Genomic DNA, 19,206 nt, shown 5'->3' with positions numbered 1-19,206 from the left:
TTAGATAGAATCAGCATTTATCATTGCCAGAACATTTATTTGGAATATTTATGAACCTCAAGGGAAAACGCAGAACGCTGTTTCTGCTGCTGGCGGTCGTGGTGTTAGCCGGTGGATACTGGCTATGGCAGGTGCTGAATGCGCCGGTGCCGCAGTATCAGACGCTGATTGTTCGCCCGGGCGAACTGCAGCAAAACGTCCTCGCGACGGGTAAGCTTGATGCCCTGCGCAAGGTTGACGTCGGCGCGCAGGTCAGCGGTCAGCTGAAAACGCTGTCGGTTGAGATTGGCGATAAGGTGAAAAAAGGCCAGCTGCTCGGCGTGATCGATCCTGAACAGGCTGAGAACCAGATCCGCGAGGTGGAAGCCACGCTGATGGAGCTGCGCGCGCAGCGTGCGCAGGCGCAGGCAGAGCGTAACCTGGCCCAGGTGACGCTGACCCGTCAGCAGGCGCTGGCCAAAACCCAGGCGATCTCGAAGCAGGATTTAGACACGGCCACCACGGAACTGGCGGTGAAGCAGGCGCAGATTGGCACGATTGACGCGCAAATCAAACGCAACCAGGCCTCGCTGGATACGGCGAAAACCAACCTCGACTACACCCAGATCGTGGCGCCGATGGCCGGTGAAGTCACTCAGATCACTACGCTGCAGGGGCAGACGGTGATTGCCGCGCAGCAGGCGCCAAACATTCTGACGCTGGCGGACATGAGCACCATGCTGGTCAAAGCCCAGGTCTCCGAGGCGGATGTGATCCATCTGAAGCCGGGGCAGAACGCCTGGTTTACGGTGCTGGGCGACCCGCAGACGCGCTACGAAGGCGTGCTGAAGGACATTCTGCCGACGCCGGAAAAAGTGAACGACGCCATCTTCTACTATGCCCGTTTTGAAGTGCCGAACCCGAAGGGCGTGCTGCGTCTCGACATGACCGCGCAGGTGCATATCCAGCTGACCGGTCTGAAGAACGTGCTGACCATTCCGCTCTCTGCGCTGGGTGAACCCGCCGGGGAGAGCCGCTATAAAGTGAAAGTGCTGCGCAACGGCGAAACGCGCGAGCGCGAAGTGGTGATTGGTGCGCGCAACGACACCGACGTGGTGGTGGTGAAAGGGCTGGAAGAGGGCGAGGAGGTTGTTGTCAGTGAAAGCCTGCCCGGAGCCGCGAAATGACGGCATTGCTTGAGCTGAAGGACATTCGCCGCAGCTATCCGTCGGGCGATGGGCCGGTGGAGGTGCTAAAAGGCATCTCCCTTCGGGTAGAAGCGGGCGAGATGGTGGCGATTGTCGGGGCATCGGGTTCCGGTAAATCGACGCTGATGAACATTCTCGGCTGTCTGGATAAGCCGACCAGCGGGACCTATCGCGTGGCTGGAACGGATATCTCCACGCTGGATGGCGACGCGCTGGCGAAGCTGCGTCGGGAGCACTTCGGCTTTATCTTCCAGCGTTACCATCTGCTTTCTCACCTCAATGCCGCGCAGAACGTGGAAGTTCCGGCGGTCTATGCGGGCGTCGAGCGGAAAAAACGGCTCGAACGCGCGCAGATGCTGCTGACGCGTCTGGGGCTGGCGGAGCGGGTGGAGTACCAGCCTTCGCAGCTGTCCGGCGGCCAGCAGCAGCGCGTGAGTATTGCCCGCGCCCTGATGAACGGCGGGCAGGTGATCCTCGCGGATGAGCCAACCGGGGCCCTCGACAGCCATTCCGGCGAAGAGGTGATGGCGATCCTGCACCAGCTGCGCGATCAGGGGCACACCGTCATCATCGTGACCCACGATCCGCAGGTGGCGGCGCAGGCGGAACGGATCATTGAGATCCACGACGGCGAGCTGGTCAGCAACCCGCCGCCGCGTGAGTCCAGAGCTGCGGCGCCGAAAGAAGTGCTTCCGGCATCAACCGGCTGGGGACAATTTTCCAGCGGCTTTCGTGAAGCGCTGACCATGGCCTGGCTGGCGATGGCGGCCAATAAAATGCGTACCCTGCTGACCATGCTCGGCATCATCATCGGTATTGCCTCGGTGGTGTCGATTGTGGTGGTGGGCGACGCGGCCAAGCAACTGGTGCTGGCCGATATCCGCGCAATCGGCACCAATACAATTGACGTCTATCCCGGCAAAGACTTCGGGGACGACGAGCCGCAGTATCAGCAGGCGCTGAAATACGACGATCTGGCGGCCATTCAGAAGCAGCCGTGGGTCAACTCCGCCACGCCTGCGGTGTCGCAGAATCTGCGCCTGCGGGTGGGCAATGTTGACGTGGCTGCCAGCGCGAACGGCGTCAGCGGGGATTATTTCAACGTCTACGGCATGACCTTCAGCGAAGGTGCCACCTTCAACGCCGAGCAACTGGCGGGCAGGGCGCAGGTGGTGGTGCTGGACGCGAATTCGCGCAGACAGCTCTTCCCCAATAAAGCCAACGTGGTGGGCGAAGTGATCCTGGTCGGCAACATGCCTGCCACGGTCATCGGCGTGGCGGAAGAGAAACAGTCGATGTTTGGCAGCAGCAAGATCCTGCGCGTCTGGCTGCCCTATACCACCATCTCCGGGCGGATTATGGGGCAGTCCTGGCTCAACTCCATCACCGTGCGCGTGAAGGAGGGCTACGACAGCGCGCTGGCCGAACAGCAGCTTGAGCGGCTGTTAACCCTGCGCCACGGGAAGAAGGATTTCTTCACCTGGAATATGGACGGCCTCTTGAAAACGGCGGAAAAGACCACACGTACTCTTCAGCTGTTCCTCACGCTGGTGGCGGTGATTTCGCTGGTCGTCGGCGGTATCGGGGTGATGAACATCATGCTGGTGTCGGTAACCGAGCGAACCCGGGAGATTGGCATCCGCATGGCGGTCGGGGCCAGAGCCAGCGACGTGCTGCAGCAGTTTTTGATTGAAGCCGTGCTGGTGTGTCTGGTCGGCGGTGCGATGGGGATTGCGCTCTCGATGATGATCGCCTTCGCGCTCCAGCTCTTTTTACCCGGCTGGGAGATTGGCTTCTCGCCGGTGGCCATTATTACCGCATTCTTGTGTTCAACCTTTACCGGCATTTTGTTTGGCTGGTTGCCCGCCCGCAACGCGGCGCGGCTGGATCCGGTGGATGCGCTGGCTCGGGAATAACCCGAAAATAAAAATGCCAGCCGATCGGGCTGGCATTTTGACTGCGGGATGTACACAATAAAACAGAGAGCTATGCAACCGTCTCTGCTTCAATGGGGACGATAAGGCTTGCATGATTGCCTTTTGGTCCCTGGTGTACATCGAACCGGACGGACTGCCCGGCTTTGAGCGTTCTGTAACCATCCATCTGAATGGTGGAATAGTGAGCGAAGATATCCTCGCCGCCGCCTTCGGGGCAGATGAAGCCAAACCCTTTGGCGTTGTTGAACCACTTAACAGTACCCATTTCCATGCTTCGACATCCTTCGTAAATCTTATAAGTTAAGATGGAATGAACCGGTGGTGGAGTGGGGGCTGTTCAAAACCTCGCCATCTCACGCTTGTACAATTTAGAGAAACGAAAGAAGTCGTCAAGCGTTTGGCGCTGGAGATGGGACAATAATCAACCAAAGTTTGAAGCAGTTAACGCTATTGCAACAGTTTGTGACAGACATCGCGGATGACAGTAATAGATGATTGTTATCTAACATCTGAGGTAGATTCAAAGTGGTTATGCAAAATGGGTAAGACCAACGACTGGCTGGATTTTGACCAGCTGGCGGAAGACAAAGTGCGTGACGCGCTAAAACCGCCATCTATGTATAAAGTTATGTTAATGAACGATGATTACACGCCGATGGAATTTGTTATTGACGTGCTACAAAAGTTCTTTTCTTATGATGTAGAACGTGCAACGCAACTGATGCTTACCGTTCATTATCGTGGCAAAGCTATCTGCGGCATCTTCACTGCCGAAGTGGCGGAAACCAAAGTGGCGATGGTGAACGACTATGCGAGGGAGAACGAGCATCCGTTGCTGTGTACGCTGGAAAAGGCCTGATAAGGCATAAAATTGGGGGAGGTGCCTATGCTCAATCAAGAACTGGAACTCAGTTTAAACATGGCTTTCGCCAGAGCGCGTGAGCACCGACATGAGTTTATGACCGTCGAGCATTTACTGCTCGCACTGCTTAGCAACCCATCTGCCCGCGAAGCGCTGGAAGCCTGCTCCGTGGATCTGGTGGCGCTACGTCAGGAACTCGAAGCCTTCATCGAACAAACCACACCGGTGCTGCCAGCCAGTGAAGAGGAGCGCGACACGCAGCCGACGCTCAGCTTCCAGCGTGTGCTGCAGCGCGCGGTATTCCACGTCCAGTCTTCCGGACGTAGCGAAGTGACTGGCGCAAACGTCTTAGTCGCCATCTTCAGCGAGCAGGAGTCACAGGCTGCCTATCTGCTGCGCAAACACGAAGTCAGCCGCCTCGATGTGGTTAACTTTATCTCTCACGGAACGCGCAAAGACGAGCCTAACCAGGCCTCGGATTCCAGCAATCAGGTCAATAACAATGAAGAGCAAGCAGGCGGGGAGGATCGTATGGAAAACTTCACCACCAACCTTAATCAGCTTGCTCGCGTTGGCGGTATCGACCCGCTGATTGGTCGCGATAAAGAGCTGGAGCGCGCGATTCAGGTGCTGTGCCGTCGCCGCAAGAACAACCCGCTGCTGGTGGGGGAATCTGGCGTGGGTAAAACCGCGATTGCCGAAGGGCTTGCCTGGCGCATTGTGCAGGGCGACGTGCCGGAAGTGATTGCCGACTGCACCATCTACTCGCTGGATATCGGCTCGCTGCTGGCGGGCACGAAATACCGCGGTGATTTTGAAAAACGCTTCAAGGCACTGTTAAAACAGCTGGAGCAGGACACCAACAGCATCCTGTTTATCGATGAGATCCACACCATCATCGGCGCGGGTGCGGCCTCCGGTGGCCAGGTGGATGCGGCTAACCTGATCAAACCGCTGCTCTCCAGCGGCAAGATCCGCGTGATTGGCTCCACCACCTACCAGGAGTTCAGTAACATCTTTGAGAAAGACCGTGCGCTGGCGCGCCGCTTCCAGAAAATCGACGTGACCGAACCGTCCGTCGAGGAAACGGTGCAGATCATCAACGGACTGAAGCCGAAGTACGAAGCGCACCACGACGTGCGTTACACCGCGAAAGCGGTACGTGCGGCGGTGGAGCTGGCGGTGAAATACATCAACGACCGTCATCTGCCGGATAAGGCGATTGACGTGATTGATGAGGCAGGGGCGCGTGCGCGCCTGATGCCGGCCAGCAAGCGTAAGAAAACCGTTAACGTGGCGGATATTGAGTCCGTGGTGGCCCGCATCGCGCGTATCCCTGAGAAAAGCGTCTCTCAGAGCGACCGCGACACGCTGCGCACCCTCGGCAATCGCCTGAAAATGCTGGTCTTTGGTCAGGATAAAGCCATTGAGGCCTTAACCGAAGCCATTAAGATGGCCCGTGCCGGGCTGGGGCATGAGCACAAGCCTGTCGGTTCCTTCCTGTTTGCCGGCCCAACCGGCGTGGGGAAAACCGAGGTAACGGTTCAGCTCTCCAAAGCGCTGGGCATTGAGCTGCTGCGCTTTGATATGTCCGAGTATATGGAGCGTCACACCGTCAGCCGTTTGATTGGTGCGCCTCCGGGATACGTGGGCTTTGACCAGGGCGGCCTGCTCACCGACGCGGTGATCAAGCATCCGCACGCGGTACTGCTGCTCGATGAAATCGAGAAAGCGCACCCGGACGTGTTCAACATACTGCTGCAGGTGATGGACAACGGGACGCTGACCGACAACAATGGGCGCAAGGCGGACTTCCGTAATGTGGTGCTGGTGATGACCACCAACGCCGGGGTACGTGAAACCGAGCGTAAATCTATCGGCCTGATCCACCAGGATAACAGCACCGATGCGATGGAGGAGATCAAGAAGATCTTCACGCCGGAGTTCCGTAACCGTCTGGACAACATTATCTGGTTCGATCACCTGTCTACTGAGGTGATCCATCAGGTCGTGGACAAGTTCATTGTCGAGCTGCAGGTTCAGCTGGATCAGAAAGGCGTGTCGCTGGAAGTGAGCCAGGAGGCCCGCAACTGGCTGGCCGAGAAAGGCTACGACCGTGCGATGGGCGCCCGTCCGATGGCGCGTGTGATTCAGGACAACCTGAAGAAACCGCTGGCGAACGAGCTGCTGTTTGGCTCGCTGGTGGACGGCGGCCAGGTGACCGTGGCGCTGGACCAGGCGAAGAACGAACTGACGTACGATTTCCAGAGTGCGGCGAAGCACAAGCCGGAAGCGGCTCACTGAGTGAGTTGAACGTTAATGTTAAAAACCGGGCGAATGCCCGGTTTTTTTATGCCTGCTTTTCTCCCTCTCCCTGTGGGAGAGGGTTGGGGTGAGGGCAACAGACCGCAGAGGAATTTTGCGAGGCGCTTTCCAGTTTCTTTCGAAGTCAGTTGCTGGATAAATCCACAGTAATAAAATGGCGGCGCACCTGCAAAATCAGGTACTGGGATTGGCGTCCTGATTACACACGAGAAATGATGTTGATACGTCAACTATCATCAGGTTCGTTCACACTTTTGAAAGCTAGCGATATAATCCGCAGACTCAATTATGGTGGGCTGAACCGGGGCTTCTTTTGAAGCGCCGATTTTCCCGTGTGGGTCGGTACGCCAAACCGGTTCAGTCTGCCACCTGAGTTGGCGTTCGGGGGGAGATCTCATCATTTCACACGGAGTCATAACCAAATGGAACATAACAATTTTTCACAGCTCTACACCGAACTCTCCCTCAACCCCGATCTTCCAACCCTTGCCGAGCGCTGCAAACTGCTCACCGAAATCCTTCTCGACTGCAAATCACTCCCCCAAACGCAGCCCGTTTGCCGTTGCCTCGGAGCTTACCTGGAAGAGGTGAAATCCGGCCTCACAGAATCCATGCGTGATTTTCAGGTGGTGGAATTTGAGGACGAAGCGGAACAACCGCGACAAAAAGAGTGGTTGCTGGAAGATACCGAAACGAAATGTGACTACAGCCGGGCGTTAAACCATGTGCTGCTGGTGTCGCATTTTGACCGCGATATGTTGCCGCACCTCACGGGGCTTCTTCATGACATTGCGCATTCGATGGTCGCAGATGTCGTTGCGCCTCAAAGTGCAGAAACGGTAATTCACATTATTTCCTGAGTGCTATCCGAGGCGTCGGGAGGGCCTCTGACGCCATTGGTTTAAACCCTTTTTTCTGATGTTTACGTAACATATTGATTTATATGGTAATAATTTACGTCCAAGAAAAAGGGTTTTATGCGTAAAAGTTGATTATTTTGTTTGCTAACAATAAGATGGCGTTGTTTCCTTTCAGTTCACTGCCGTACAGGCAGCTTAGAAAGAACGGCCGCCGACCATGCTGACCGGCTGGCCGTTCACTGCCGTACAGGCAGCTTAGAAATGGGTGCAGCCGCCGAAACCAGCGTATCAAGCGTTCACTGCCGTACAGGCAGCTTAGAAAGGTGCCGCTACGTTCGCGAGCTCTGTTGCGCTGGTTCACTGCCGTACAGGCAGCTTAGAAATTAAACCCTGATGCGCTTGCCACCGGCCAACTGTTCACTGCCGTACAGGCAGCTTAGAAACCGCCGCATCCGGCTGTCTTCGTTTTGGGTTAAGTTCACTGCCGTACAGGCAGCTTAGAAATTAACAGGTTTCGACCTAGCCCCGACTAATCATGTTCACTGCCGTACAGGCAGCTTAGAAAGTAGCCACGGAGCGACGGAGCTGGAGCGTAATGTTCACTGCCGTACAGGCAGCTTAGAAATTGTAGCCCATCTTGCGCTTAATCTGATCGCTGTTCACTGCCGTACAGGCAGCTTAGAAACTGATGCTGCCTCGAATAAAGCGGCATCATTATGTTCACTGCCGTACAGGCAGCTTAGAAAACTGTAGCCAGCCGGATTGATGTTCACCGCCGGTTCACTGCCGTACAGGCAGCTTAGAAACTGGGATGATGAAAACGCCGCGGACGCTATCGGTTCACTGCCGTACAGGCAGCTTAGAAATGAAACAGCGTGAATATGCCCTCGTCCTCATACGTTCACTGCCGTACAGGCAGCTTAGAAAATTAAATTTGGGTCGGTATGTTCTGGCATTGAGTTCACTGCCGTACAGGCAGCTTAGAAAAGGCAGGTCACCGGCATGCGACAGAACAGCTTGTTCACTGCCGTACAGGCAGCTTAGAAACAATTCACTTTGAATCAACAATGTTTCATTTTGTTCACTGCCGTACAGGCAGCTTAGAAAGCACTCCACCAACCGCCGGAACTCCGGCAGCGGTTCACTGCCGTACAGGCAGCTTAGAAAGATTGTCATTATGTCCGAATCCGAGGATGTACGTTCACTGCCGTACAGGCAGCTTAGAAATTCACCCAAAGGCAACCAACACACAGGACGCTGTTCACTGCCGCACAGGCAGCACAACCAAAAACAACTCTCTAAAACATTCAGCTTACCTATTTAAAACTTAATACTATCAAACCCACATTCTTTATTTTTCACAATGAATAAAAAATTCATTCACGCACTAATTATATTCTAGCCAATATATTATCTGTAAAAATAATGCATTAAATTGAATGGTGATCTTCAGTTTTATTATCACGATAATTACTATTCATTTGATACCCGTCACATTTGTTTTCATCTTATCTCCGATAACATACCCGCATTCAACACCTTGAAATAAAAGCCGTTGCTATGCCTGCAAACAGCATTACCCCAACAGATTTAAAAACTATCCTGCATTCGAAACGCGCCAACATTTATTATCTGGAGAAATGTCGCATCCAGGTAAATGGTGGGCGTGTTGAATATGTCACCCAGGAAGGCAGGGAGTCGTTTTACTGGAATATTCCCATCGCGAATACCACGGCAGTGATGCTGGGAATGGGAACATCCGTTACGCAAATGGCAATGCGGGAGTTTGCCCGGGCTGGCGTGATGGTCGGTTTCTGTGGAACGGATGGCACGCCGCTTTATTCTGCGAACGAGGTGGACATTGACGTCTCATGGCTCAGCCCGCAAAGCGAATACCGCCCGACCGCATATTTACAAAACTGGGTCTCATTCTGGTTTGATGAAGAAAAACGTCTGCAGGCGGCAAAGCATTTTCAGTTTGTCCGTTTACAGCAAATTGAAAAACAGTGGGAGAGGCTGCGGATGCATCGGGTCACGTCTTTTCAGCCTGATAAGGTCGCGCTGGAGACTATTCTGGATCGGGCCAGAACGGGCATGGAAAACGCACAGGATCACACCTCACTGATGCTCCAGGAAGCGCAGCTTACAAAATCGCTCTACAAACTGACCAGTCAGACGGTGGGTTATGGCAGCTTTACCCGCGCCAAACGCGGTGGTGGGGCGGATGTGGCCAACCGTTTTCTCGATCAGGGTAACTATCTGGCCTACGGGCTGGCGGCCGTCGCGGCCTGGGTCACGGGCATTCCTCACGGTCTGGCAGTCATGCACGGTAAAACGCGGCGCGGCGGGCTGGTTTTTGATATTGCCGATCTAATCAAAGACGCCCTCATTATGCCGCAGGCGTTTATTGCGGCTATGGAGGGTGAGGATAGTCAACAGTTTCGTCAGCGCTGCATCAACGCGTTTCAACAGTCTGATGCGCTGGATGTGATGATCACCACCTTGCAGGACACCTCGCAATTACTGGCTGGCGTCGCAAAATGAATGTGCTGATTATCTCCCGGTGCACCAAACGCGCGCGCGAGCAAAGCTGTCAGATTATCGATCAGTTTGCTGAACGTACTGGGGATGCCGCGTGGCAGACGACGATAACGATGGAAGGCGTTAACACGCTGCGCAACCTGCTGCGTAAAACGGCACGCCGTAATACCGCTGTGGCCTGCCACTGGCTGAAAAAAAACGGTCAAAGCGAGCTGTTGTGGATAGTCGGGAATTTGCGTCGCTTTAACGCGCAAGGGCGCGTGCCTACGAATCGCACGACGATGCAAATTATCCGCAATGACGGGGAACACCGCTGGCAAAGTGCGGAAAGTATCGCCTTGCTGGCGGCTATCGCCGGGCTTTTTCATGATTTTGGCAAAGCGGGGATGTGCTTCCAGCAAACGCTTAAGGGGGAAAGCCAGCACGTTTGCCAGCCGTATCGACATGAGTGGATTTCGGTTCGTCTGTTCGAGGCGTTTGTGGGAGAGCAAACGGATGCGCAGTGGCTGGCATCGTTGACACAGCTTAAAGCCGCTGATGAAAAGTGCATGCTGAAAGTGTTGAAGATGGACAGGGTAGAGTGGAGCAATAGCCCGCTCGAAAAATTGCCCCCTGTCGCCAGGGTGGTGGCGTGGCTAATACTATCGCACCATCGTTTACCTCAACCGTACCCGGCAAAATCCTCGTTACTGTACAGCGAAGGCTGGCTTGAGCGGCAGCTAAATGCAGACTGGAACGCGCTTAATCATAAATCCAATGAAAAACATCAGTGGAAAGAGCGTGATTTTAAAAATGTCTGGAAATTCCCCCACGGCACACCGCTAAGAAGTCAAACCTGGCGCGAGAAGGCCCGCCAGATTGGTAAACGCATCCGGAACCTGCCCGCGCTACTTCAGGCGGGATCGCTGGATAATCTTTTTATCCTCCATCTCGCCCGCCTGTCGCTGATGCTGGCCGATCACGTTTACTCCTCGCAACCCGCTTATTCCGGATGGCAGGATAATGCCGTCCCGTGCTGGGCCAACAGCGACCGCCAGTCCGGACTGCTTAAGCAAAAACTTGATGAGCACAATGTCGGTGTCGCCCATCAGGCGCTGTTGATGGGACGTTCTCTTCCGGCGTTGCGCCGTTCATTGCCCGCCATCGCCCGGCATAAAACGTTTCGGGAGAGGGCGAAAGATCCGCGTTTTCACTGGCAAAACAAGGCGTGGGACGTGGCGTCTTCTCTGCGCGAGAAGAGTGCCGGGCAAGGCTTCTTCGGCCTCAATATGGCCTCGACCGGATGCGGTAAAACCTTTGCCAATGCCCGAATTATGTACGCTCTGGCGGATGAGCAGGAAGGGTGCCGTTTCAGCGTCGCGCTGGGGTTACGCACGCTGACGCTGCAGACGGGTCAGGCTCTGCAGTCGCGCCTGGGGCTGGATGACGACACGCTGGCCGTGGTGACCGGTGCTGCGGCAGTGAAGGAACTGTATCAGGGCAATGATGCTGAAGATACCAACAGCGCCAGCGACGAAACATTCTTCGCCAGCCACCATTACGTGCATTACGAAGGTGCCACCAGTAGCGGTATCGCGCAGCAGTGGCTGGCGAAAGAACCGATGCTCAATCGTCAGGTCAGTGCCCCGGTGCTGGTGACAACTATCGATCATCTGATGCCGGCAACGGAAGGCGTGCGCGGCGGCAGGCAGATCCCTGCCATGCTGCGCCTGCTGACCAGCGATCTGGTGCTTGATGAGCCTGACGATTTTGACGTTGATGATTTGCACGCCCTTTGTAGGCTGGTGAACTGGGCGGGAATGCTCGGCTCGCGCGTGCTGCTTTCCTCTGCAACATTACCCCCCGCCTTAACGGAAGCGCTGTTTGAAGCCTATCGGGAAGGGCGCAAAGCCTGGCAGACGGCGTCCGGCCAGTCGGACAGACTGACGAGTATCTGCTGCGCCTGGTTTGATGAGTATGGCGCGCAGTCGCAGGATGTGGCCGACGATGCTCAATTTCGTCAGGCACATGACGATTTTGTCAGGCAGCGGATTAAACGTCTGCCAGACCAACCCCGGCTTCGTCTGGGTAAGTTGGCCGCAGTAATACCGCAATCTTGCCGTAATGCCGATGTTGTCTCTGCGCTGGCACAGACGTTGCACCAGCAAATGATCGCGCTGCACGGCGATCATCGCAGCACGCACAAAAGCGGCAAAACCGTGTCGTTTGGTCTGGTGAGGATGGCCAATATCAATCCGCTGGTTGCCGTCGCGCAGGCGCTGATGGCATTACCATCCCCGGACAACCATCGTATTCATTATTGTGTGTACCACAGCCAGCACCCGCTGGCGGTGCGGGCGGCCATTGAAAAACGTCTCGACGCGGCGTTCACGCGACACGAACCGGAGCAGGTCTGGCAGTTGCCTGACGTTAAGCAGGCGCTGATGTCACCGGAACAACATCACCTCTTTGTCGTGCTGGGAACTTCTGTTCTGGAGGTCGGGCGCGATTTTGATGCCGACTGGGGGATTATTGAGCCGAGTTCAATGCGTTCGCTTATTCAGTTTGCGGGGCGTATTCAGCGCCATCGTCAGATCGTTCCTGACAACGAAAATCTGGTGATTCTGGAACGTAACGTTCGCGCGCTTCGCGGAGAAAAGATCGCTTACTGCCGACCCGGTTTTGAAACCGAGCATCATCTTCTGCCTCACCACGATCTCCGGGAACTGCTCAGCGAAGAGAGCTATCGCACGCTGAATGCGATCCCGCGCATCGTTGAAAATTTTCCCGGCAATGCACTGGCGGCGCTGGAGCATGCTCGCTTGCGCGCCGCGTTGTTGGGCGCAGAGCTGGGCACAGATGCAGTTGCCGCCTCGTGGTGGCGGCTGCCGCTGACGTGGAACGGCGAGCTTCAGAGACGTACACCGTTTCGCCGCTCGTCGCCGCAGGACACTTTCTTTTTGAGTATGGAAGAGGAAGGTGATCAACCTGAGTTTTGCCTGATGCAGGAAAACGGAGTGTTAAAGCCTGCGGGACGGTTTTGCGAGAAGACCTTATCGATGGCTCGTGGCGTAGAACCGTGGATGGCGATTGAGTATGGCGAGGTATTACAGGCGCTGGCCGAGGCAAGACAGATGGAGCTGGCCGCGGTATCGCGACGGTATGGCGAAATTACGTTAAGAGTCAGCAGGGAGGAGGAGACGGAACAATGGCTGTATCACCCGGTGTTGGGTGTGTTCAGGGAATATCGATAAAGAGCCAGGAGCGAGTATGTCAGTTGAAGCACTAAGCGCTTTCATCGCTGAGTACATTGCCGGACGACGGCAAACAAAGCTGGAAGCATTTGATAAAGAAGCCGCAAAGCGTAGCGCTGAAGAGAGCGCGACGATTGCGGCAGAACGGCGGGATCTGGAGCTTCGCTATGAACCGAAAGCCTGGCTGACGGATGCCGCGAAGCGAGCCGGACAAATTAACCTCGTGACGCATGCGGCGAAATTTACCCACGGGGATTCAAAAAGTAGCAGTATTTACAGCGAGGCAGTGGCGCAGGAAGGGTATCTCTGCACCGCTGCGTTGTCAGGTCTGGAACCGGATGCCGTGGGAAACGCTGCTGCGCTGGACGTTGCGAAATTGCTGCAAACACGGGTTAACGGTGGTGATTCTCTACTGGCGAGCCTGAAACGTGGTGATCACGCTGCGCTGGCCGCTTTTACCGATGAGGCGAACCAACGGCGTGAATGGATTGCGGGTTTTTCCCGTGCGTTAACGCCCGGCGAACCCGCTTCGCACAAGTTGGCTAAACAGGGGTATTTCCCGGTAGGTGAAAATTACCATCTGTTGAGCCCGTTATTTGCCACCTCGCTTGTTCACGCCATGCATCAGAAAATGATTGCCTTCCGTTTTGGCGACGATGTTAAAGCTATCTGGAAAGCACGCCGGGAAAAAACCTGGCATCCCACTCCGCTGACGCTTTTCCCGGATTCAGCGGAAATACACTTTGGTGGCACCAAACCGCAAAACATTTCCTATCTCAACAGCGTGCGCGGGGGGCGTAGCTGGCTGCTTTCCTGTCAGCCTCCGCAGTGGAAAAAAACAGAAAAGCCGCCGACGACGTTACGTTCTATTTTCACTTCAGGTGGTCAGTTTGATCGGCGTGCAAACAGCACTGTTCAATTGCTTGTGTCTTTATTGACCAGAACCGGTGATTACACCAACGTCCGTATTCGCGAAGCGCGTGATGAATACATTGATGCGCTTATCGATCTGCTCTTTGTGGTCGCATCGGAACTACAGCGTGATACGTGGCAAAACTGGACGCTCTCGTGCGAACGACTAGTCAGTCATCAACAACTCTGGCTCGATCCCTGGCGCACCAAAACCGATGAGGCTTTTCGTCTCGAGCGGGATAAAGACGACTGGCAGGTAAGCGTCGCGACAGATTTTGCCCTGTGGCTTAACGGGCGCCTGAGCAAGGCATTGAAGGATGTGGGGTATGTGGAACAGCGTGAATGGCAAACCCGTGAACGTTTACGCAGCAACTTACGTGAGATGGAAAAAATTATCCGGGAGGCGCTGAAATGAGTTCCTTGATCCTGCTTCGCCATATCAGCGTCGAAAACGCCAACGCAATTGCTGGCCTGACTTACGGTTTCCCCGCCATTACCCATTTCCTGGGATTTACCCATGTGCTGTCCCGCAGGTTGAAGGAAACGCACGGGCTGCGCATTGATGGCTGTGCTGTCGTCAGTCACGAACACCAGATCCACGCGCATACCTCTGGCCGCGATTATCAATTTGCCCTGACCCGCAACCCGCTCACACGGGAAGCGAAAACGGCCTCCTTTAATGAAGAGGGGCGCATGCACATGACGGTTTCACTGCTGCTGGAGTGTCACGGGGAAATTCCAAATGGCGAATACGGTCAGCGCGACCTTGTCGAGCATCTCAGACAGGTATGTCCGACGCTCCGACTGGCGGGGGGAATCATCGTCAATATCCAGGACATTTCGGTTATGGCGATGCCTGCCAGCGGTCAGGAGATGGGGCGATTAAAGTGGCAACTGATGCCGGGCTTTGCCTTGCGGGATCGCAGCAGCTGGCTGGGCGAGCATCATAAGACTCTGCTTGAACATAACCCGGATGCAACGCTTCTCGACGCCTGGCTGGATTTTGCCGCACTAAAAATACAGGCAAAAACGCCAGAGGATAGCAATATCCAGGAAGGCGAACCGGCCAACTGGCACGTTGTTCCTAAACCCCACCCCGGTTATCTGGTGCCGTTGATGACGGGCTATCAGCGCATCTCTGAACTCTACGCGCCGGGCATCGTTGCAAACGCACGCGATGCAGAAACGCCCTTTGCATTTACCGAAGCGGTGTATGGCGTGGGCGAGTGGTGCGGTCTGCACCGGATTCGGTCACTGGAAGAGATTTTCTGGCGTTATCGCACGACAGAAACAGGCTACTACTGTCAGGGCGCGGGCGCGCCGGTGACAACTGAACATCTTAATTAAAAAGGACTTATCTATGGCAAAGGCTCCAACTGCCGTTAAAACGGCATCCGTACTGGCATTTGAACGTAAGCTGGCAATCTCGGATGCGGTGATGTATTCCGGAAGCTGGGAGGGTAAGCAGTGGCAACCGATCCGCATCCAGGAAAAAGCGGTGCGTGGCACCATTTCTAACCGTCTGAAAAACGCGCTAACCAACGATCCGGCAAAACTGGATGCTGAGATCCAGAAAGCGAACCTGCAGCGTGTGGATGTGGCGGCGCTGCCTGCCGATGCAGATACCCTGAAGGTGAAATTTACCCTGCGCGTGCTGGGAAACCTGTCGACGCCTTCTGTCTGTAATGACCGCGCGTATCAGGATGAACTTCAGCAGGTTATCGATGGCTACATCAATGAACACGGTTTTGCCGAACTGGCGCGCCGTTACGCAACTAACCTGGCGAACGGCCGTTTTTTATGGCGCAACCGCGTCGGTGCTGAAAAAATCATCGTGAACGTGACGGGCAGTAAGTCGTGGACGTTTGATGCATACAATTATGCACTGCGAGATTTTACAGCCAGCGACGAGAGCCTAAACGCGCTGGCGAAGGAAATCGAAAAAGGACTTTGCGGTGAAGGTTTTGTGCTGTTGAACGTCGAAGCGCAGGTACTGCTCGGTGCCGGGCAGGAGATCTTCCCGTCGCAGGAACTGGTTCTGGACAGCAACAGCAGCAAGAGCCGTCTGTTGTATCAGGTAGACAGTGTTGCGGGCATGCATTCGCAGAAAATCGGGAATGCCATTCGAACTATCGATACCTGGCATCCTCAGGTAGATGCGCTGGGCGCTATCGCCATTGAGCCGTACGGCTCAGTCACCAGCCGCGGTGTGGCTTGTCGTCAACCGAAAGAGAAAATGGACTTCTACACCTTGCTGGATAACTGGGTGACGAAAGGACTGAAACCTGAGGTTGAGCAGCAGCATTACGTCATGGCCGTTCTGATCCGCGGTGGCGTTTTCGGTGAGAAGGGCGACTAAGGAGTGGCTATGGATCACTATCTTGAGATCCGCGTTCTGCCCGATCCGGAGTTCAGCGAGGAGATGCTGATGGCTGCGCTGGTGGCCAAACTGCACCGCGCGCTGGGACAACGAGGGCAGGGGGATATTGGGATCAGCTTCCCGGCATATGGCCTTAAGCCTGGGCCCGTATTACGCGTACACGGTCATCATCTGGCATTAAGCGATCTTGAAGCATTGTCCTGGCGAAAAGGATTAAGTGACTATTGCTTGTCCTCGGGAATACAGCCTGTACCTGCCGTCAATCAATGGCGCTGCGTGAGTCGCGTTCAGGTTAAAAGCAGCGCGCATCGGCTTATGCGGCGTTCAGTGAAAAAAGGATGGTTGACAGAGGAGGAGGCGCAACAACGTCTTCTGACGATGCAGGAGGCGAGGACGGATTTACCCTGGCTAAACTTGCGCAGCCTTTCTACGGGCCAGACGTTTAAGCTCTTTATTTGTCATGGAGAATTGCTCTCCTCGCCTGTCGCGGGGACGTTTACGACCTACGGTCTTAGCGCGACGGCGACGGTTCCCTGGTTCTGATATGCATCACCGCATCCGCGTTCAGGGTGCGGTTTTTTCTGTCAGGCGGGTATCAAAAACAAAGGGGAGTTGCTGAACTGAATTGAGTGCCGAGTGGAACGCCGGATGTAAGGGGTTAAGAATGGCATTGTTTTCATAAGGGATGATACAGGAAGGTAAGATGAGCGCGACGGCACTGTTAGCCTGCAACCAACCGGTTCCCAGATCCATTGTCGATACCGGCGCCGGATTTTCCTGCCAGTCCTCAGGGAGCCACGCTTTATCCAGGTAATCTATCTGGTCATCCGGGATATCAATGCTGAAAAGCTGGTACTGATTCAGTACGGTATCTTTTCTGACATGTACCAAAATCTCCAGCGAGGCCAGCGAGATGGAGGTGGAGACATACACAGCTGGATGGCCTTTATGATTCCACCGTCCGCCGTACTGATTTGCGCCACTTCCACTCCACGCTTCGCTGGCATAGCGACCTGTCACCAGACGATAAAAAATCATGCGAACACTCCGTGTTCCAGGCGGCCAATTAAATCGGTGACTTCCAGCGCACCGGTTTCCGTCGCTATTAAGTCGACGGGCGCCACGTTCCCCAGTCCGCGCACCGGTGCCTGCAACCAGGTCCATGCTTCTTCTTTACTGCCAAAATAGTCAACGGCAGCATCCAGCACCCGAACGAAACGGGCCACGCGTTCGCTCTCGTCGGGCGTTAACGTCCGTCCCGCGCTTTTGCGGCGGGCCACGTTACGTTCGTTGATACCCGTGACACGCAAAATGTCCGCTTTCGACATGGACGTCCACTCGTGGATGTTGTCGAGCACGCTGACGGGTAATCCCTGATTGAGAAATTCAATCAACCGCATACCTCGGTTGGCAGGTAAACCGGCGTAACGCCAAAGCGCGTTATCAGCAGGTTTCTGTGCGGGGATCCATGTTCTCATGTAACCTCCTGAGTAATGTCATTTGTCATAGACAAGTATAGTCATTTGTCAGAGGGAGTGGAATGGGCGTTTTTTGTGCGGGTGGTTAATGCGAAGAAAAGTGTTTTGACCCTAATTTTTAGCGGTTGTGCAATGGATTGATTTTAAATGATTATTTTTGGTGAGTGAAAAAGAGGGTGAGAGAAGGGTTTTTAGCTTTTTTTGTATGAAAATCATAAGGGTGTGGAGATATTATTTCAGTGCACTGCCGTACAGGCAGCTTAGAAAGTCTGCAATTCCATCCATCCCCAACAAGTCGCGTGCACTGCCGTACAGGCAGCTTAGAAAGACACAGGCCGACGTCGATGCGATGTTTAACTGTGCACTGCCGTACAGGCAGCTTAGAAACTGCAAAAACTTACAGGTTTTTGAAAAAATAAGTGCACTGCCGTACAGGCAGCTTAGAAAAGTCCGTCGCGGTAGTTCTGGTGAGTGACTGCGTGCACTGCCGTACAGGCAGCTTAGAAAGACAGTGCGAACGCCGAACAGGCAGCGAAAGAGTGCACTGCCGTACAGGCAGCTTAGAAAACAACCAGGCGGCCGGCTGGCTTGCGGCTTTTGTGCACTGCCGTACAGGCAGCTTAGAAAGTACCATCGATACCGAAGTTATCCGCCTCATCGTGCACTGCCGTACAGGCAGCTTAGAAAAGCAAGGAGGACTACATTGATAAGCTGAAAGTGTGCACTGCCGTACAGGCAGCTTAGAAATGCAGCTGCGACCAGCGAGGTTGAAATTCAACGTGCACTGCCGTACAGGCAGCTTAGAAACGCGCCGAAGATAAACGCCACGGCCCCCGAAGGTGCACTGCCGTACAGGCAGCTTAGAAATGGACGCGTCGAATATCAGAGAACGGCAGGACGTGCACTGCCGTACAGGCAGCTTAGAAATACCCGCTGGATCACCGTCTGATATGTTCACTGTGCACTGCCGTACAGGCAGCTTAGAAAGGAGTGCGCTGACGCTGACACGTCGTTTGAAGGTGCACTGCCGTACAGGCAGCTTAGAAAATCGTGGCGAAAAAGACAAAAAGGGAAATGATGTGCACTGCCGTACAGGCAGCTTAGAAAAGTAACGAGGCAGAACCTAACCAACCCGCACCGTGCACTGCCGTACAGGCAGCTTAGAAAAAGCTGACCAGTACGAAACGAACCTTCAGCATGTGCACTGCCGTACAGGCAGCTTAGAAAGGATACGAGCAACTTGCCGCGCAGATTCAGGGGGGCACTGCCGTACAGGCAGCTTAGAAATACGGGCCGCACATTTCGAATTTGAGCACATCGTGCACTGCCGTACAGGCAGCTTAGAAAGGATGAGGCCCAGCCGGTTTAACAAATGGAGGGTGCACTGCCGTACAGGCAGCTTAGAAAGGTGGTCGTAACCAGCAAGTACGACCGACAACGTGCACTGCCGTACAGGCAGCTTAGAAATAGCACATCTGTTCGTATTCGGTA

The 19,206-nt window shown here is 54.7% G+C and carries 14 protein-coding genes and 2 CRISPR repeat arrays (1 of these 16 cut by a window edge); of the genes, 11 read left to right on the top strand and 3 right to left on the bottom strand.

From position 1 onward, the window contains the following. Positions 1–50: 50 nt before the first annotated feature. Positions 51–1,166 carry a macrolide transporter subunit MacA gene (gene macA / locus BFG58_RS07130; RefSeq protein WP_069719522.1) on the top strand — a complete coding sequence of 372 codons (1,116 nt, stop codon included), beginning with the start codon at positions 51–53 and terminating at the stop codon, positions 1,164–1,166. Beyond that, a complete protein-coding gene (gene macB, locus BFG58_RS07125) occupies positions 1,163–3,103 on the top strand; it encodes a macrolide ABC transporter ATP-binding protein/permease MacB (protein ID WP_045908399.1) in 1,941 nt (646 codons plus the stop codon). Before macA ends, macB begins: the two co-directional genes overlap by 4 nt. 70 nt (positions 3,104–3,173) lie before the next feature. On the opposite strand, the gene cspD is transcribed toward macB, so the two are convergent. Continuing rightward, positions 3,174–3,395: a cold shock-like protein CspD gene (gene cspD / locus BFG58_RS07120; protein WP_008499993.1), complete on the bottom strand. Its 222-nt coding sequence runs from the start codon at positions 3,393–3,395 to the stop codon at positions 3,174–3,176. Positions 3,396–3,662: 267 nt separating this feature from the next. Between cspD and clpS the strand changes: the two genes are divergently transcribed. The 9 genes from clpS (at position 3,663) to cas6f (ending at position 16,780) form a co-directional block, all read left to right on the top strand. Then, entirely contained in the window at positions 3,663–3,983 is a 321-nt protein-coding gene (gene clpS / locus BFG58_RS07115; RefSeq protein WP_006174393.1) for an ATP-dependent Clp protease adapter ClpS, read from the top strand. 27 nt (positions 3,984–4,010) lie between these two features. After that, on the top strand, positions 4,011–6,290 hold the full coding sequence (clpA, locus tag BFG58_RS07110) for an ATP-dependent Clp protease ATP-binding subunit ClpA (protein WP_014831269.1): 2,280 nt from the start codon (positions 4,011–4,013) through the stop codon (positions 6,288–6,290). Between the two features lie 443 nt (positions 6,291–6,733). Next, entirely contained in the window at positions 6,734–7,171 is a 438-nt protein-coding gene (locus tag BFG58_RS07105; RefSeq protein WP_069719521.1) for a hypothetical protein, read from the top strand. A 174-nt stretch (positions 7,172–7,345) separates the two neighbouring features. Further along, a CRISPR array of direct repeats spans positions 7,346–8,458; the repeat unit is 28 nt; unit sequence GTTCACTGCCGTACAGGCAGCTTAGAAA. 273 nt (positions 8,459–8,731) lie between these two features. Continuing rightward, on the top strand, positions 8,732–9,715 hold the full coding sequence (gene cas1f, locus BFG58_RS07100; RefSeq protein ID WP_069719520.1) for a type I-F CRISPR-associated endonuclease Cas1f: 984 nt from the start codon (positions 8,732–8,734) through the stop codon (positions 9,713–9,715). Further along, the gene (gene cas3f / locus BFG58_RS07095) at positions 9,712–12,945 is read left to right on the top strand and encodes a type I-F CRISPR-associated helicase Cas3f (protein WP_069719519.1); all 3,234 of its coding nucleotides are present in this window, start codon (positions 9,712–9,714) and stop codon (positions 12,943–12,945) included. The genes cas1f and cas3f overlap by 4 nt, the downstream gene beginning before the upstream one ends. 16 nt (positions 12,946–12,961) lie before the next feature. Then, on the top strand, positions 12,962–14,272 hold the full coding sequence (csy1, locus tag BFG58_RS07090) for a type I-F CRISPR-associated protein Csy1 (protein WP_069719518.1): 1,311 nt from the start codon (positions 12,962–12,964) through the stop codon (positions 14,270–14,272). Continuing rightward, positions 14,269–15,204, top strand: a complete 936-nt coding sequence (csy2, locus tag BFG58_RS07085) for a type I-F CRISPR-associated protein Csy2 (RefSeq protein ID WP_069719517.1) — start codon at positions 14,269–14,271, stop codon at positions 15,202–15,204. The genes csy1 and csy2 overlap by 4 nt, the downstream gene beginning before the upstream one ends. A 13-nt stretch (positions 15,205–15,217) precedes the next feature. Continuing rightward, complete coding sequence (csy3, locus tag BFG58_RS07080) at positions 15,218–16,216, top strand: type I-F CRISPR-associated protein Csy3 (protein WP_069719516.1); 999 nt, start codon at positions 15,218–15,220, stop codon at positions 16,214–16,216. A gap of 9 nt (positions 16,217–16,225) precedes the next feature. After that, positions 16,226–16,780 carry a type I-F CRISPR-associated endoribonuclease Cas6/Csy4 gene (gene cas6f, locus BFG58_RS07075; RefSeq protein ID WP_069719515.1) on the top strand — a complete coding sequence of 185 codons (555 nt, stop codon included), beginning with the start codon at positions 16,226–16,228 and terminating at the stop codon, positions 16,778–16,780. Between the two features lie 21 nt (positions 16,781–16,801). Here cas6f and BFG58_RS07070 read toward each other — a convergent pair whose 3' ends face one another. Together BFG58_RS07070 and BFG58_RS07065 are read right to left on the bottom strand one after the other, a co-directional pair. After that, positions 16,802–17,275, bottom strand: coding sequence for an RES family NAD+ phosphorylase (locus BFG58_RS07070; RefSeq protein ID WP_069719514.1), 474 nt, complete (start codon positions 17,273–17,275; stop codon positions 16,802–16,804). Next, positions 17,272–17,715 (bottom strand): antitoxin Xre/MbcA/ParS toxin-binding domain-containing protein, encoded by a 444-nt coding sequence (locus BFG58_RS07065; RefSeq protein WP_023327017.1) that lies wholly within the window; start codon positions 17,713–17,715, stop codon positions 17,272–17,274. Before BFG58_RS07065 ends, BFG58_RS07070 begins: the two co-directional genes overlap by 4 nt. A gap of 239 nt (positions 17,716–17,954) precedes the next feature. Next, a CRISPR array of direct repeats spans positions 17,955–19,206; the repeat unit is 28 nt; unit sequence GTGCACTGCCGTACAGGCAGCTTAGAAA (it continues 96 nt past the right edge of the window).

This window comes from Enterobacter sp. ku-bf2 (assembly GCF_001742765.1).
Lineage (GTDB): Bacteria > Pseudomonadota > Gammaproteobacteria > Enterobacterales > Enterobacteriaceae > Enterobacter > Enterobacter quasiroggenkampii.
This window is presented reverse-complemented; position numbering and strand designations above follow the sequence as displayed.